11 protein-coding genes are annotated in these 16,822 nt (G+C 42.1%); 4 read left to right on the forward strand and 7 right to left on the reverse strand.

What is annotated here, in order from left to right:
- A partial coding sequence (locus tag IM676_RS02405; protein WP_200988811.1) for a DUF4351 domain-containing protein occupies positions 1 to 468 on the forward strand: 468 nt, incomplete at its 5' end.
- Positions 469 to 525: 57 nt separating this feature from the next.
- On the opposite strand, the gene IM676_RS02410 is transcribed toward IM676_RS02405, so the two are convergent.
- From IM676_RS02410 to IM676_RS02420, 3 genes are all read right to left on the reverse strand, one after another.
- Positions 526 to 4,083 carry a helicase-related protein gene (locus IM676_RS02410; protein WP_200988812.1) on the reverse strand — a complete coding sequence of 1,186 codons (3,558 nt, stop codon included), beginning with the start codon at positions 4,081 to 4,083 and terminating at the stop codon, positions 526 to 528.
- 92 nt (positions 4,084 to 4,175) lie between these two features.
- Entirely contained in the window at positions 4,176 to 5,945 is a 1,770-nt protein-coding gene (locus IM676_RS02415) for a sensor histidine kinase (RefSeq protein WP_200988813.1), read from the reverse strand.
- Positions 5,946 to 6,124: 179 nt separating this feature from the next.
- Entirely contained in the window at positions 6,125 to 6,361 is a 237-nt protein-coding gene (locus IM676_RS02420; RefSeq protein ID WP_200988814.1) for a hypothetical protein, read from the reverse strand.
- A 719-nt stretch (positions 6,362 to 7,080) separates the two neighbouring features.
- On the opposite strand from IM676_RS02420, the gene lepA reads away from it, so the two are divergent.
- Entirely contained in the window at positions 7,081 to 8,892 is a 1,812-nt protein-coding gene (gene lepA, locus IM676_RS02425) for a translation elongation factor 4 (protein WP_200988815.1), read from the forward strand.
- A gap of 98 nt (positions 8,893 to 8,990) precedes the next feature.
- Here lepA and IM676_RS02430 read toward each other — a convergent pair whose 3' ends face one another.
- Entirely contained in the window at positions 8,991 to 9,449 is a 459-nt protein-coding gene (locus IM676_RS02430) for a YbhB/YbcL family Raf kinase inhibitor-like protein (RefSeq protein WP_200988816.1), read from the reverse strand.
- A 186-nt stretch (positions 9,450 to 9,635) separates the two neighbouring features.
- Between IM676_RS02430 and IM676_RS02435 the strand changes: the two genes are divergently transcribed.
- Entirely contained in the window at positions 9,636 to 10,826 is a 1,191-nt protein-coding gene (locus IM676_RS02435; RefSeq protein WP_200988817.1) for a glycosyltransferase family 4 protein, read from the forward strand.
- Positions 10,827 to 11,051: 225 nt separating this feature from the next.
- Positions 11,052 to 12,008: a cyanophycinase gene (locus tag IM676_RS02440; RefSeq protein ID WP_404799815.1), complete on the forward strand. Its 957-nt coding sequence runs from the start codon at positions 11,052 to 11,054 to the stop codon at positions 12,006 to 12,008.
- 165 nt (positions 12,009 to 12,173) lie between these two features.
- Here IM676_RS02440 and IM676_RS02445 read toward each other — a convergent pair whose 3' ends face one another.
- The 3 genes from IM676_RS02445 to IM676_RS02455 all read right to left on the reverse strand — a co-directional run bounded on the left by IM676_RS02445 (position 12,174) and on the right by IM676_RS02455 (position 16,821).
- Positions 12,174 to 12,833 (reverse strand): Uma2 family endonuclease, encoded by a 660-nt coding sequence (locus tag IM676_RS02445; protein ID WP_200988819.1) that lies wholly within the window; start codon positions 12,831 to 12,833, stop codon positions 12,174 to 12,176.
- A gap of 418 nt (positions 12,834 to 13,251) precedes the next feature.
- Positions 13,252 to 15,498: a DNA methyltransferase gene (locus IM676_RS02450; RefSeq protein ID WP_200988820.1), complete on the reverse strand. Its 2,247-nt coding sequence runs from the start codon at positions 15,496 to 15,498 to the stop codon at positions 13,252 to 13,254.
- Between the two features lie 159 nt (positions 15,499 to 15,657).
- Positions 15,658 to 16,821: a cysteine desulfurase family protein gene (locus tag IM676_RS02455; RefSeq protein WP_200988821.1), complete on the reverse strand. Its 1,164-nt coding sequence runs from the start codon at positions 16,819 to 16,821 to the stop codon at positions 15,658 to 15,660.
- Position 16,822: the final 1 nt, after the last annotated feature.

Below are 16,822 nucleotides of genomic sequence, written 5' to 3' on the forward strand. Positions count from 1 at the left end.
CATTTAAAAACCAAAGCCACCACCGGTAACCCCCCAGAGCGGGAAGCATGGAAATGGCAAATTATTCGAGGATTATATGAGCGGGGATTAACTAAGACAGATGTCATCAAGCTATTTAAGATTATTGATACAATGATGACATTGCCCAAGGAGTTACAAACAGGATTGGTAAGGAAAATTAGGAGCTTCGAGGAGGAGAGAAAAATGCCTTTAATCAGTCCGACGGAACAACTCGCAATGGAACGCGGTGAACAGCGCGGTCTTGAACAGGGACTTGAACAGGGACTTGAAAGGGAACAACAGCTGATTATTAAACTCCTCAATCGCCGCTTGGGAGGGGTGGAACCGTCCCAACTGCAAGCAATTTACACCTTAAATTTTGACCAGTTAGATTTACTGGGTGAGGCGCTGTTAGATTTCTCCTGTGTTGCTGATTTGCAGCAGTGGTTAGAAAGTCAATCACAGTAATAGGGAACACCGAACACCGGAACAGGGAACACCGGAACAGGGAATGGGTGATGGGGTTCATGGTAAATTTCCCCGTTCCCATAATTTCCGCCAATTGTAGTTAACGCTGGTAACGTCAAAATCTGGCTCTTTTTGAAAGGGTCGCTGTATATAGCGAATCATACAGCCATGATCTTTTAGTTGGTAACTGCTTTGGGCTGGTTTGACTAGGGACACATCCCCTGGGATAAATTCCTGGGAGTGGGGGACTTGCACCAGTGCTAAGATGTAATCTTCTGGCTTGTTCAGGGCGGTGAGAATTTCATTTTTAGTGACTGTAACTGTGTCTGCTCCAGCTATGCGCCCTTTAACTTCAATAAAGCGCAATTTTCCAGTACCGGGGATGGGTGATTCTATATCATAGCCGCAATTGTCGGCGCTGACATCTTTTGGTTCATAGCCTAACTGGCGTTCTGTATTAATTACTGCTGCCATTGCCAGTTTTTCTACTCGCTGTTTTTCTTGGGCAAAGGTGTGTTTATTAGCTTTTTGGTTACCTTGTAGCCGTTGGAGTAACCCCATGGAGACAACTAAAGATCCACCAATTACTACTGGTGGTAGGGGAGAAAGACGGCGCTCTTGTTGTAAGTCTTCCATGCGCTTTTGTAACCGTCCTTGGAGTTCATCGGCTCTGCTTCTAGCTTTGGCTGAGTTAATTTTGGCGTTGAGTTTCCCGGCGATTTCTTGCTGTTGTAAATCTGCGGCGCGATGATCCCAATAATTAATTTCTTTAATTAGTCGGTCTTTGACTGCGGCCATGGTTTTGTCTATGAGTTCCTCCTTGTGCTTTTTGATTTCCTGGAGGTGTTGAGGCACAATGTGAGCGATCGCATAGCTTATAGCTTGTGCTTCAATATCATTAAGTAGCCATGACTGTTGTAAAATTGGTTCAATCAATGCTTGTTCAGCCTGGCTGAGAGGTTGATAATTTAAATAAGGAGCATAGCCAGCATTACAAATCTCTCCAGATGCTTGAATCTCCACATATTGCATTCTGCGGGACACCACCCGACGATGACCAGCAGCATCCGTGCGAGCATCTTGAAGAGAATGTTCTAAATAAACTAGAGCTTTAACTTGTTCGCTGGGGTCGTTCACATCCAATAAGATACTACCTTGCTTGAGAACATCCCGATGACGTTCTAAGATCAAATCAATTACAGCATCTAGTAGGGGATGACCGGGACAGACTAAAGCCGCCAAAGGTTTACCAGGGAGGTTAATTAAGGGTTTGTCAAAACAAATACGCTCATAGCGGGTCAAAATTACATCCCGGTTTCTCAGGACACGTCCGCGGTTGCGAATAACGGCGGGGACATAGGTAATTTCGTAGAGTTGGGGTTCTCGTTCTCTAATAGTCCCCCCTAACTTTTGAAAAGCGGCTATGAAAAAAGAGGCGACAAAATACGGTTGTAATTTTCTCGCGTCTGCTCGTTCCATATCTTCGCGAATTTGCCGCACTGTAGAGATATCCATTGTATTTCGTGCCAAGGCTTTTTCTTCTACCAGTTGTTGGAGGCGTTGACGGTCGAGAGATTCCGCCACAATTTGACTTAACCGAGCTTTAATTTCCGGTGAATCACCATAGCGAATAGCTTCTATGAGTAATTGTCGCAGCTGCACACCATCAATGGCTTGACCCAAGACATCAAATACCTTACCCCCCAGAGCCTTGTGTTCATTTTCTAGCTTTTTGAGCAGTGCTAAATAAACATCACCTTCTCTGGTTTCTTTGGCGACTAAATTCCACAAATGACACACTTCTGTTTGTCCGATGCGGTGGATGCGCCCAAAACGTTGTTCTAAACGGTTGGGGTTCCAAGGTAGGTCATAATTAACCATGAGGTGCGCCCGTTGCAGGTTAATACCTTCCCCTGCGGCATCAGTAGCAATGAGCACTTGCACATCTGGGTTTTGGGTAAAGGCTTCTTGGGATTTGCGCCGTTCTTCGCGCCCCATACCGCCGTGAATTGTCGCCACTGAGTTGGGGTTACCCAAAAGGTTGCTAATTTGCTGCTTTAAGTAATTTAACGTATCCCGATGTTCTGTAAATATTACCAATTTGCGGCGATAGCCCCGAGCGTCAAACAGTTCCGCTTGATTTTGCAGAATTTGGGAAAGTTCTTCCCATTTTTTATCTCTACCACTGCGACACACTGCCAAAGCCAACTGCTCTAATTTTTGTAACTGGGAAATTTCTACTTTTAATTCAGTGATAGTCCGCGCTGCTGATGCTTGGTCAACTACTTTTTGCTCTGTAGCTTCCCGTTCATCGCTGGGGGTATCTTCTTCAAATTCGTTGACATCTTCAATAATAATAGTGGATAACTCCAGGGCTTCTTGCCCCCGCTGGGAAATTTCCTCTTCTCGCAGGCGTTTTTGTAGTCTTTCCCGTCGCCGTCGCAGTGATTGATAAATTGCTTCTGGGGAGGATGCTAAACGCCGTTGTAAAATAGTCAAAGCAAAGCCGACGGTTCCCTTACGTCCTTGATTATCTAAAGCATCAGCGCGGTTAAATTCTTCCCGCACATATTCTGTAACTTGCTTATATAAAACTGCTTCCTGGTCTGAAAGTTGATAATCAACTGTATGAGCTTTGCGTTCTGGAAACAAGGGAGTACCGTCAAATTTTAACAAATCTTCTTTAACTAACCGCCGCATAAGGTCTGATGTGTCGCACACATGAACCCCATCCCGAAATTTCCCCTCAAAACGGTCTCCATCTAAGAGCGCCATAAATAACTGATAGTCTTCTTCTTTCCCGTTGTGGGGGGTGGCGGTCATGAGGAGGAAATGACGGGTAATACTAGAAAGCAGTTTACCTAGTTTATAGCGTTTGGTTTCTCTGATATCTCCACCAAAAAAAGAAGCTGACATTTTATGCGCTTCGTCACAGATAATTAAATCCCAGTCAGTTTGTGCTAATTTGGCTTGGAGGTCATTGTTACGACTTAATTTATCTAACCGCGCTATGACTAGGGGTATTTCTGCGAGGGCGTTACCAGTGCGTGCTGCTTCGATGCGGTCATTAGTGAGAATTTCAAAGTCGAGATGAAATTTTTGGGATAATTCATCTTGCCACTGAGCTGCTAGACTACCAGGACATACCACTAAGCAACGACGCAGATCACCACGCAAATGCAGTTCCGCCATCAGTAAACCCGCCATGATGGTTTTACCCGCTCCGGGGTCGTCAGCTAGTAAAAACCGTAACGGCTGGCGGTTGAGCATTTCTCCGTACACAGCGGTAATTTGGTGGGGGAGGGGTTCTACTAGTGATGTGTGTACCGCCAGCAGGGGGTCGAACAGATGGCCGAGGCGGATACGATGGGCTTCTGATACTAGCCGCAATAAGGCGCCGTCACCGTTAAAACTCCAGGGGCGCTCTTGGGTGACAATTTCTAATGTGTCCTCGTTATGGCGATATAGCAACTCGTTACCGAGGCGACCGCCTGGGTCTTTATAAGTTAATTCTAAGGCATCGCTGCCAAACCATTTGACATCAACAACTGTTACTGCTTGTTGAGGGAGAATCCCTTTAACTGAGCTGTCTTTGGTTAATTCTTCTAGTCGCATCCACCCTTAAGGTCGTTTATCCACACCTATTAAGTATATAACTTAACTGATTTTTTGGACTACGGACCCCAATCGGGTGAACTCTAGGTTTTTCAAGGAGCGGAGGTATGAGCAGTAACTAAAACAGGTTGTTGATAGAGAGGTACTGTGAATGTGACGGTTGCACCCAGTCCTTCCCCTAGACTGTAAAAATGTACCTCGCCGCCCATAGCTTCTATGAGTTTCTGGGATATGACTAGTCCTAAACCTGTACCGCCGTACTGGCGAGTACGTGAACCATCTACCTGAGAGAATAATTGAAAGAGTTTATCTTGTTTATCCAGGGAAACACCGATACCTGTATCGGCTACTTTTACCTTGACCATTCCGGGAAATTCCTGATTTTGAAATTCCGCTTTTTTCATGACTAGATCAGCACTGACGGTAATACTCCCTTCTTGGGTGAATTTGATGGCATTATTCACCAGGTTGAGCATCACCTGTAGTAATCTTTGGAAATTACCATGGACAATAATTTCATCGGAAGTAGGAAGCATCTGCATTCGTAAACTCAAGTTTCTTGACTCTGCTTGGGGACGGACAAAATTTTCTACATCTTGAAATAGATCATTGAGTTTGACTGCAGAGCAAGCAAGTTCCATTCTGCCGGCTTCAATTTTGGCTATATCTAAGATATCATTGATAATATGGAGTAGATGTATTGATAAATAATGCGCCTCACAGATAAACTGATGTTGTTCTTGGGGGTCATCCGCCATACCTTCTAAAATCAGCTTTAAAAAGCCAATCATACCGTTGAGGGGGGTACGGATTTCATGGGATACATTAGCGAGAAATTCGGTTTTGAGGCGGGAGGCTTCTTCAGCTTTTTGACGGGCTGCTTCTAGCTCTTTGTATAGGGTAGCATGGGCGATCGCAGTTCCCAACTGATCAGCAAACTCTTTGGCTAATTCTAGGTCTGCATCTGTTAAGGGGTCAAATTGATCTTTGAGACTGATGGCAATTACTCCATTGGCTTGGTCTTGATAGCAGGTAGCGACCACCAAGATTTTATCTGTGTGAAACAGATTATATCCCGATATTTCCATGACCACAGGTTCTAGGGTTGCCAAAGCCTGGGCAAAAGCTCGTTCAGAAGTTACATCTATTTCCCAGCCCAGCATAGAAGCCCGCCCTGGGGGGTGATAATCGGCTATCACCTGGACTCTAGAACTAGAGGGCTGGTAAGGACAGATAATACAACGCTCTAGCCCCAAGGTTGTCCCTAAACTGTCAACTGTTTGCTGCCAAATCACATCTAAATCCAATGTCCGCCGAATATTCCTGGTAATTTTATTTACCAGCTTATAGTAGGGTTGTCTTCGCCCTCCATGGCCCACTACATTGACAGCCGAATCTATCTGGGTGACTTCCTGTGGTTTGCCGTTAACGGGTAATTTTTTCCCAACCACTTGTAATAATCTTCCCATGACCACAACCGTAGTAGCAGCAGTTCCCAAGGGCGGCATGACCGGGGAAATTACTAACTCGAACTCGAATAATTTTTGACAGCAGCTAAACCAGCATGGAAACTTTTCCGGGATCAAAGTATTTAAAATCCGCTGCAACCGCTCCAAATAGGCACCATTATCCACAGGGATAAACACCCCGTCCCCTTTACTTTGATTAACTACCTGGTTGAGCTGCTCCAAACCCAACAGTTGACTATGCTGCCAATAAAATGTCACATAGCGTCCTGTCCTATCTTGGGTGTATACCAACTCTGAACCTAGAGTTGGTAAGCAGCCCTGAGTTTTGTGAGTGGAATATTCCAGACTCTGGGGAAATAGGTCTGGTAACTGGGAGTTAGCAGTAAAAGTCATTAATCAAGTTGGATAAAGAAATGGCACCTCAAAGCAGTTTTGCCCAAGCTGCTGAGAAAAAATTGGGGGGGTAAATTATTACAGCTTTGGCATACTTACATTGGGTATTTTGGCCTTTTTTGCACTGACAGTGACAAACTTTACCTTTTTTTCATGTTTTATTTACACCTTGTTTATCTTTAGTCATTCCACTCACCCCTAGGGGGAACAGGTACGCGCCGATGGGTACGTGTCAGTTCATCATCCCTGTAAGCCTCACCCCGCAACCATTGACGAATGGCCACCTCAACCACTTTACTGGGGTCGTTGGTTAAGTGCTGAATTTGTTCTACTAATTCCGAGTCCAGTTGGACGGCGATTTCTACCTTCTTGGCGCGTTGATGCTCACCTTCGATAGGTTTCTCTTTCATATTCATAGGTTTATATACTCAGAGATTGTTACCTCTCAAGCCTTGTCGAGGGCTGATGATCTACCATGGGAGTGAGTTGACGCAATTTTCTCAAAATGCAAATTGTCTGCATAGTCAGATAGTTACCCAAAATACCGCGATATTAACGGTATTTGCTTTTAAATGGTAAATTTGATCAAGTCCCTAAACAACAACTCCAGAATTTGTGGTGTGTAAATCAGTAGTTGTAGGCAGTTAGCCAGTGTAACCACCCACGATACATGATTTACTCAATATATATTTATTGTAGGGTAATGGTTCATCAATCCCATCAGGTTAAATAGACCTTAATAGACTTTAATATATATTCTTCAGTTTCAGGCAACAGCGTCTTGGCTCAGAGGATGTTTGTCAAGTCATGATTAGTGTATCAACTATTGTGTAACCCCACCCTAACCCTCCCCTTATAAGGGGAGGGGACTGGATTTGATTGTTTTTTGTGTGTTCCCCAATCCTTCCTAATCCCCTGTTCCCAATCCCCTGTTCCGGTGTTCCGGTGTTCCCAATCCCAATCCTTCCCAATCCTTCCCAATCCCCTGTTCCGGTGTTCCCAATCCCCTGTTCCGGTGTTCCCTAAGATAAAAATTACCTGTTGAAAACTTATCAAACAACCTCTAAGAAAGCATTAAAATATATGAAGTAAATTTTTTGTTTAACCTTGATTGCTGCTTCAGCAAAGATAGTATATGACTGACGTTCCCGCAGATCGCATTCGCAATTTTTGTATTATTGCTCACATTGACCACGGGAAATCTACCCTCGCCGATCGCTTGTTACAAGCTACTGGGACTGTGGATGAGCGCCAAATGAAGGAACAGTTCCTCGACAACATGGATCTTGAACGGGAGCGCGGCATTACCATTAAGCTGCAAGCTGCCCGAATGAACTACAAGGCCAAGGATGGTCAGGAATATGTGCTTAATTTAATTGATACTCCCGGCCATGTGGACTTTTCTTATGAGGTGTCCCGGAGCCTTGTGGCTTGTGAAGGGGCGCTGTTAGTGGTGGATGCGTCCCAAGGTGTGGAAGCGCAAACTTTGGCTAATCTGTATCTGGCTCTAGAACATGACTTAGAAATTATTCCGGTCTTAAACAAAATTGATTTACCGGGAGCAGAACCAGAGCGGGTAATTAGTGAAATTGAAGAAATTATCGGTTTAGATTGTACTGGTGCGATTCTGGCTTCAGCGAAAGAGGGAATCGGCATTGATGAGATTTTAGAAGCAGTGGTAGAGCGCATACCACCAGCAAAAGACACCATAGATGCACCGTTACGAGCATTGATTTTTGATAGTTATTACGATAGCTACCGGGGGGTAATTGTTTATTTCCGGGTGATGGATGGGAATATCAAAAAGGGCGATCGCGTTTATTTGATGGCCTCAGGTAAAGAATATGTGGTGGACGAGTTAGGTGTACTTTCTCCTAATCAAAAGCAAGTTGAAGAACTGCACGCCGGGGAAGTAGGCTATTTTGCCGCAGCCATTAAAGCTGTAGCTGATGCGCGGGTGGGGGATACAATTACCCTATCTAAAGCTAAAGCCCCAGCCCCCTTACCTGGTTATACAGAAGCCAAACCAATGGTATTTTGTGGGATGTTCCCCATTGATGCAGACCAATTTGAAGACCTGCGGGAAGCTCTAGAAAAACTGGGACTCAATGATGCGGCTCTACAATATGAACCGGAAACTTCTAGCGCCATGGGTTTTGGTTTCCGTTGTGGGTTTTTGGGTTTACTGCACATGGAAATTGTCCAGGAACGTCTAGAGCGGGAGTATGATCTAGATTTAATTATTACAGCTCCATCAGTTGTTTACCGTGTAATCACTAACAAAGGTGAAGAACTGTATATAGATAATCCCAGCCGATTACCGGCTCCCAATGACAGGGAGAAAATAGAGGAGCCATACGTTCAAGTAGAAATGATTACGCCAGAAGCCTATGTAGGCACCTTGATGGAACTCTCCCAAAATCGCCGGGGTATATTCAAGGATATGAAGTATCTGGCCCAAGGACGTACTACCCTGACATACGAGTTACCCTTGGCGGAAGTGGTTACCGACTTTTTTGATCAAATGAAGTCGCGATCGCGCGGTTATGCTAGTATGGAATATCATCTCATCGGCTACCGTGAAAATCCCTTAGTCAAACTGGATATCATGATTAACGGCGATCCGGTTGATTCCCTAGCGATGATTGTACACCGAGATAAAGCCTATGGTGTGGGGCGGTCAATGGCGGAAAAACTCAAAGAACTCATTCCCCGCCATCAATTTAAAGTGCCAATTCAAGCGGCGATCGGTAGTAAAGTTATAGCCAGCGAACATATCCCCGCCTTACGCAAAGATGTGTTAGCTAAATGCTATGGTGGCGATATTAGCCGCAAGAAGAAACTCTTACAAAAGCAAGCAAAGGGTAAAAAACGGATGAAATCTGTGGGAACAGTGGATGTACCCCAAGAGGCTTTCATGGCTGTATTGCGTTTAGACCAGGGCTAAAGAAAACCCTGCAATATGCTCCGCTATTAAAACCTGTGTAGAGACGTTCTGTCAGAACGTCTCTAGTTTTTTTAGTATTTATACGTATTATTTAGCTTTTAACGTTGCTTTTGATAACGTCCAATCAATTGGGCTGTAGCCAAAATATGATTTGCCATGGCTGCTTCTAATTCGGCTTTGGTGATGCCAAAATCTAGCCCTAAAGGCGCATCTAAGGCATAAAGTTTAAAAAAATAACGATGGGTACCACTGGGTGGACAAGGAGGAGTATAGCCCAATTGTCCAGTATCATTTTTACCCTGGATACCACCACCCTTTAGGAGGGGTTCGGTGGGTATCCCTTCGGGTAAGTTGCGGGTCTGGGGGGGTAAGTCAAAGAGAACCCAATGTACAAATGTGCGATTGGGAGCGTCTGGGTCATCGACAATTAAGGCAAAGCTACGGGTTTCAATGCTGACATCTTCCCAGTGAAGTGAAGGGGAAATACCTTTACCTTCACAAGAAAATTCTATGGGAATCATACCATCTGCACAAAAGCTGTCACTGAGCAGTTTCATTTACACTCAAGGTCAAGAAATGTTGAAATTAAAAGCATTTTAAATATCAGAAAGTCTTTTTTCCTCTCCCTCAGGTTATGTTATCTTGATTTATCAGAACTGTCCCCACAAACATTAGTAAATATACTCACTACAATTACTATGTTGGTCTTTGTAGATAAATTAGGCTATTGGAGAGTTTCATAAATGAAGATACTGGCGCTGAGTTGGGAGTTTCCACCGAGGTTAGTGGGGGGAATTTCCCGCCATGTGGCTGAGTTATACCCGGAACTGGTAAAGTTAGGACATGAAATTCACCTGATTACCGCAGAGTTTGCTCAAGCACCCATGTATGAGGTGGTAGAAGGTATACAGGTGCATCGGTTACCAGTCGCACAGAGTCGGGATTTTTTCCACTGGGTAGGTAATCTGAACCAAAGTATGGGAGAGCACTCCGGGAAACTAATTCTGGAGGAAGGACCTTTTGATTTAATTCACGCTCATGATTGGTTAGTAGGAGATGCGGCGATCGCTTTAAAGCATAACTTTAAAATCCCTCTGATTGCTACCATTCACGCTACTGAATACGGGCGACATAACGGTATTCACACCCCTATTCAAGGTTATATTCATCACAAAGAATATTTACTAGCCTATAACGCTTGGCGAATTATTGTCTGTACAGACTATATGCGGCGAGAGGTACAACAAGCCTTATACAGTCCTGTAGACAAAATAGATATCATTTATAACGGTATTCGACCAGAAAAGAAACAACACGACGACAGCTTTCATCCCCAAGAATTTCGCCGCCAATTTGCCGCAGATCATGAAAAAATTGTTTATTATGTGGGTCGCATGACACACGAGAAAGGTGTGTCTGTATTACTTAATGCTGCACCCAAGGTATTGTGGTCTATGGCTGGTAACGTTAAATTCGTAATTATTGGTGGGGGAAATACTGACCATCTCCAGCGTCAAGCTGGGGAATTGGGAATTTGGCATAAATGTTATTTTACCGGCTTTCTGTCTGATAAATATTTGGATAAATTTCAAACTATTGCTGACTGTGCTGTGTTTCCCAGTCTTTATGAACCCTTTGGTATTGTGGCCTTAGAAAGTTTTGCTTCCCGTGTACCAGTAGTAGTATCAAATACTGGTGGCTTTCCTGAAGTAGTCAAACATACGCAAACAGGGATTGTCACCCAAGTAAATAATCCCGACTCCCTAGCTTGGGGAATTTTAGAGGTTTTGGAACATCCTGGTTATCGCCAATGGTTGATTGATAATGCTTACAGAGATTTAGCCCAGCGGTTTAACTGGACAAAATTAGCCCAGCAAACAGAAACAGTGTATCAGCAAGTAGTCCAAGAGCGATCGCAAGTTGTCTGGCTTTAAAACCAACTATCTAGACAGTGATTATGCGAGAATAACGCCGAGAAACAAAGATGACCCTAGGATATTCAGCGTAAAAAAACATTACACCCCCTATACGCTGGAAATTTCCCCTTTTTTGGTGCGAAAGTTAGCAATAATTGTGGTTTGCACCAGCAGCTTAATATGACCAAGGTATTCCCAAGCATAGCAAAGTGGTTCAGGACTATCAGAACCATGTTGAGGAAGATGGGAACCGCGCTCATAGCATTCCTAAACCCCGACATCCCCAACAAAAGTTTAGATTTACGTCCCCCCTCAGTCACCCCCCTAGCCGGGCCTGCACATATTTTAGGTGGAGGCGGTCCGGATGTAGAGGAAGCCATTCAGTGGATGATTAATCAAGTCCGGGGATCGACTACCTACTCTAACAAAGTTAATGTTGTCGTACTTCGTACTTACGGTAGTGATGATTACAACCGCGTAATTTATAATATGCAGGGAGTCAAATATGTAGAGACTCTGGTCATTAGTAACCGACAAGATGCCAATAAACCGGAAATTATTGAGAAAGTCAGAAATGCAGGTGTAATTTTCTTTGCTGGTGGCGACCAATGTCAATACATCCGCAGCTGGAAAAACACCAAATTAGAAGATACCATTAAATCAGTTTATGCCAAAGGCGGCGGCATTGGTGGCACCAGTGCCGGGGCGATGATTCAAAGTGATTATGTCTATGATGCTTGCGCTTCCTCCCAAGAAGGTATTGAAACCCGAGAAGCTCTCGAAGACCCCTACCAAGACATTACTTTTACTTACAATCTTTTCCCCTGGAGTCATTTAAGGGGAACGATTATTGATACCCATTTTGACAAACGCAAAAGAATGGGGCGCATGATGGCTTTTATCGCCCGTCAAATTCAAGATGGCGTATCGAAGAGCGTTTTGGGGATAGCCATTAGCGAAGAAACATCTGTTGCTGTGGATAAATTTGGTATGGCTAAAGTCATGGGTAGAGGTGCTGTATATTTCGTTTTAGGAGACCATCCCCCAGAAATATGCAAACCCCGCACACCTCTAACATATTACGACTACAAAATTTGGCGGGTTCCCAGGGGTGATACTTTCAACTTAAGGAATTTACCCACCAGAGGTTACTATCTGCGAAGCGTTAAACGGGGGCGGTTTGATTCCGACCCTTATTAATTGAGAACTTCACCCCAACCGCTGATGGGGTGACAAAGAAAGCTGAAAACAAGACATTGTAAACAATGTAACAATTCATGGTAAAAAAATAGGGCAGTTATTGTCAATAAGACCAGGATAACCGCGGCTTATGGAGTCTGTCTTGTAGTTTATTTTGTCGCCCCGTTAGGTATTTGGGTCAATTCCCCTTGCTTGTAACCTAGCTAAAAGAGCTTGCAATTCTTCCTCTTGGGTAGAATATCTATTACCATTTTCGTCATACCAATATAACCATTCCCTCGTTCTACCTTGATAATTTCCCTGTTCCCTCCCAATACCTAAACCTACTTCTGACATCCAAATTTTATCCCCTGGTTGAAGGATGTATTCACCATTAAATAAGCGATAAACTTCTAAACGTTGACGTTTCCGACCTAAGCGTGTAGGAGCATAAATAACATAATATAAAATGCCTAATTCTGCATAGTCTAATTTCTTTTGCTCATATTCGTAATTGTAGGTTTGAGAAACAATTTCTAAGGCTAAAATTGGAGGAATACCATCTTCTTCCCAAAGTACATAACTAGAACGTCCATTTTCACCAACAAAGCGTTCCACTCCCAAACTTAAAAAGGCATCTGGGACTATGGCAGGTTTACTTCCTGTATAATAAATTCCCATATTAATCCCAAAAAACCAATCATCTCGCTTTTGCCAAATATTGACTAGGATCGCTAATAATAAATTGGGAATTAAAATTTGCAGTTCGTTATCCACTGGGGTATCGTCTGAATCTGGTAATTCTGCTGAAGAAGGTAAACAATGTAATGTATTGTAATTTAACATATAAGTCTCCTATTTGATGGTTGCGAAACTAGGTATATAGCATTTCCCATGCTCGTGAGGTACAAATTTTTTTAGTTTGAGGGAACAGGGAACAGGGAATAGGGAACAGGGAACACACCGAAGGATTGGGAAGGATTGGCGAACACACCGAAATAATAAAATCCAGTCCCCTCCCCTTACAAGGGGAGGGTTAGGGTGGGGTGAAACAATAGTTGATACACTAATCATGACTTATCAAACATCCTCTAAGCGATGTTGGTTGGAAGAATTATTGCCATAAAAAAGCAGATTATGTTTTAGCACTCAAGGCCAATCATCCCACCTTTTTCCATGATCCTACCTTATGCTGCTTGCAACCCTTATGTCAACCATGATTGATATGCTCTTACCATGTTCAAACCTGCTTTATTTCTAATCATTAAGGTGTGTCAAATAGCGAAAGTTGACCCTGTTTTTTGAGTCTCCAACTGTCTTCCCCTATAGGTTCTGCAATATCTTCCAATACACTCAAAATAGTTTGATTTTCCGGTGTATTGCCGTTTTTCAACAGTGGTAACAGATGCAGAACTATTGTATCAAAACTTGGATTTTTATTTTCTCTCTCCATTCTTCTTAAATAACTAATCAAATAGTATTTAATTCTCAGCTTGACATCAATATGTGACTTGAATTTTGTATCTTTCTTCAAAGTAAATAGTTCAGTTTTTTCGTCATAGTCAAAATTGCCTATTAAAATCGGCGTTAAATCTGAATACTCTTTTTTTAACAAATCTAAGAAACCTAACTCTAAACCTTTAATAATTAGTTCATCGTTAATTTGCTCTAATGAAGCCCCATCATTTTTAGCAATAATTCCTTCAATAGTTTCAATGACAATTTCTGCAATATCCATTCCTAAATTAGCTTTCATGATAGTTCTAGGACTGCGAACTTTGCGGAAATTAATTATTAATTGTCCTGACAAAACTGTAAAAGGATTTTGTCTTTTTTTAAAACTTGTCTGTCCATTTTTTTGCGGTACTGCTCCAATATATTCAAACCCGCACTTCTCCGCAGTATCAATAATTAAATGCCAAAATTCAGGATCTTTATGGGCGAATACAAATGATAACCAACGGTCAAATTTTAGCACTCTATACATTTCTTTGATGCTGGCGGCTATCAGGTTATTATATTCATCTTTAGTTTTTTTATGTTCTCCTCCTTCAATGGCTTCTTGTTCATAGTCTTTTTCAGTGACTTTTAAATCTAGCCACCCATTCCACATTACGGATAAGTCTAAATAGGGAATTTTTTTACCATAGGGAGGGTCAGTGTATATATAATCTACAGTTTCAGAAGCAATAAAACTTAAATCTGTAGCTGAATGTTTAATAATTTGTGCATTAGAAATGGTTTTTTCATTAATGTAATATTCCATCTCTTTTTTAGCTGATACTATTTTTTGAAATCGCAGTTCAAAATATTTCATAATATCAAGCTCCAAGGGTTTAGGTGCAATTCTATAGCGATAATAAACAAACAGAGAACAATTACCACCGGGACGAACAAGACGATTTGAAGTATGATATGTGAGATTTAGTCTAGTTATGAGTCCAGAAAACATTAACATCAATGAATCTTTAATGTTTTTGTCTTTCTCTTTTTGAATAATTGACTTTAATAAACCTAGCTGTGCTAAGTGCTTATCACTAAATAACTGTTCTACTGTTTCGACGTCTGAACCTTTAGGTAATTTTAAACCTTGAGGATAGGGGTATTTTGTTAATGCTTGCTTTATTTCATTGTCCGTAGTCGGTTCTTTTTTTTGATATTCTTTTTTAACTCTTTCAAAAGCTGCTGAAAGTTCATTAAAATCTACATGAGCAATTAACGAATTAACTATAAAGACCGCCATAGGATTAATATCTATACTAATGGCTTTTCTGTTATTCATTAAAGCTTCAATTGCTGTTACCCCACTACCACCAAAAGGGTCAAGAATTAAATCTCCAGGTTGACTAAAATTTTTTATATATTCAGCTACTACATTCCAAGCTTGTTTAGTAAAATACCCATGAACGCCAAAATGTCTTCTTGCAGCTCGTTTTGTTACAGGAATTTCTGCTAATAAAGGACGGGTGTTATAATTAAAATTACCTTGATGCTTAACTGTGTCTGTATTATTTTCATAACTAAAGTTTTTGCCAGATTGAAAGCTATTAGGTGAAAGATATTGATTCAACTTTTCCCAATAAAATTCAATTTCATCAATGGCAAAAAATAGAATAGGTATGTCAGTTTCGGTAGTTTTAAATAGAGAAAATTCTACACCGTTACAAAGAGCAAAATAATTAGTCCTAATTTCCGGGTGGATAGCATAACTATAAACCTGCTCTATATGATCACCTGATTTTATATTTTGATTCGGTGATTTTGCATCAAGCACCCAAGCAAATTTATTTTCTAACTTCACAACATAATCAGGAATAAGATTTACAGGGCGTTTTTTACTACCAATTTTTAAAAAAGGATGTTGTAATGTTTTACTACGAACTATATTTATTTCCCTATAACCAAGTGCTTTTAAAATCGGCAAAATAATTACTTCCCTAACACTATCTTCTTTAAAATCTGGGTCGGATTTGAGACGATGAAAGTTAAAGTCCGCAAAAATATTCTGCATTTTGATGTTTCCTCCCTATCAGGTTAGATGAAATTTTGTATTGCTATACTTATGCAATTTAAATAGGAGTTTTGCCCAATTTTAGCAGCATTCAATTTCTAATTTGAACTCCCCTCCTAGCTCGCAGCGGAGGGGGTGGGGTACAATGACCCCAACCAATTAAGCAAACTTGAGAGAGCGTAAACTTTCCACAGTAGAAATAACCTGCTGTGCGACTATATCCATCTGTTCAGCAGTATTAAATCGTCCCATCCCAAAGCGCACCGAAGCATAAGCTAATTTTTCCGAGTGTCCCAAAGCTGTGAGCACATGGGAAGGCGCTGTACTAGTGGAGGAACAAGCAGAACCGGAAGAAACCGCCATCACTGGTTGTAACCCTAAGAATAACGCCGCACCATCTACCCCCTCAATACTAATATTCAAATTTCCCGCTAGTCGCTGGGTGGGATGTCCGTTGAGGCGAATTCCCGATAACTGCGACAGCTGTTCCCATAACCTTTGTCTGAGTTCCCCTAGGCGTTGATTTTCTGTTGCTTGGGAGGCGATCGCTATTTCCACAGCTTTACTAAACCCGACAATTTGCGGTGTATATAAAGTTCCCGAACGCATCCCCCGCTCATGTCCACCCCCATGTAGTTGGGGTGCGAGTTTAACTCTAGGGTTACGTCTGCGGACATATAAAGCCCCAATCCCCTTGGGTCCATATACTTTATGTGCAGTCAGGGACATTAAGTCAACTTGCATCCCCTGGACATCCAAGGGAATTTTACCAATAGCTTGGGCTGCATCCGTATGAAAAATGATATTTCTTTCCCTGCAGATTTGCCCAATTTCTGCTAAGGGCTGTAATACACCTATTTCGTTATTAGCCGCCATGACTGATACTAAAATTGTATCAGGACGCAAAGCCTTTTCTAACTCCGTTAAATCAATTAGACCATCTGGCTGCACTGGGAGAATGGTAATATTAAATCCCAAAGATTTTAAATAGTGACAAGGGTCAAGTACTGCGCTATGTTCTGTCGCTACGGTGACAATATGCTGTCCCTTTTGAAAGTAAGCCTCAGCTACACCTTTAATGGCTAAATTATTGGCTTCTGTAGCACCACTGGTAAATACGATTTCTTCGGGTGTAGCGTTAATAGCTGCGGCTAAAATTTCCCGTGCTTGTTTGACAGCTGCTTGTGCTTCCCAACCGTAAACATGACCAATACTAGATGGATTGCCAAAGTGTTCTATAAAATAGGGCATCATGGCTGCTAATACCCCTTCATCTAAAGGTGTAGTAGCGTGACAATCAAGATATATAGGACGGATAGACATA

The sequence above is a fragment of the Anabaenopsis elenkinii CCIBt3563 genome (assembly GCF_015245355.1).
Taxonomy (GTDB): Bacteria; Cyanobacteriota; Cyanobacteriia; order Cyanobacteriales; family Nostocaceae; genus Anabaenopsis; species Anabaenopsis elenkinii.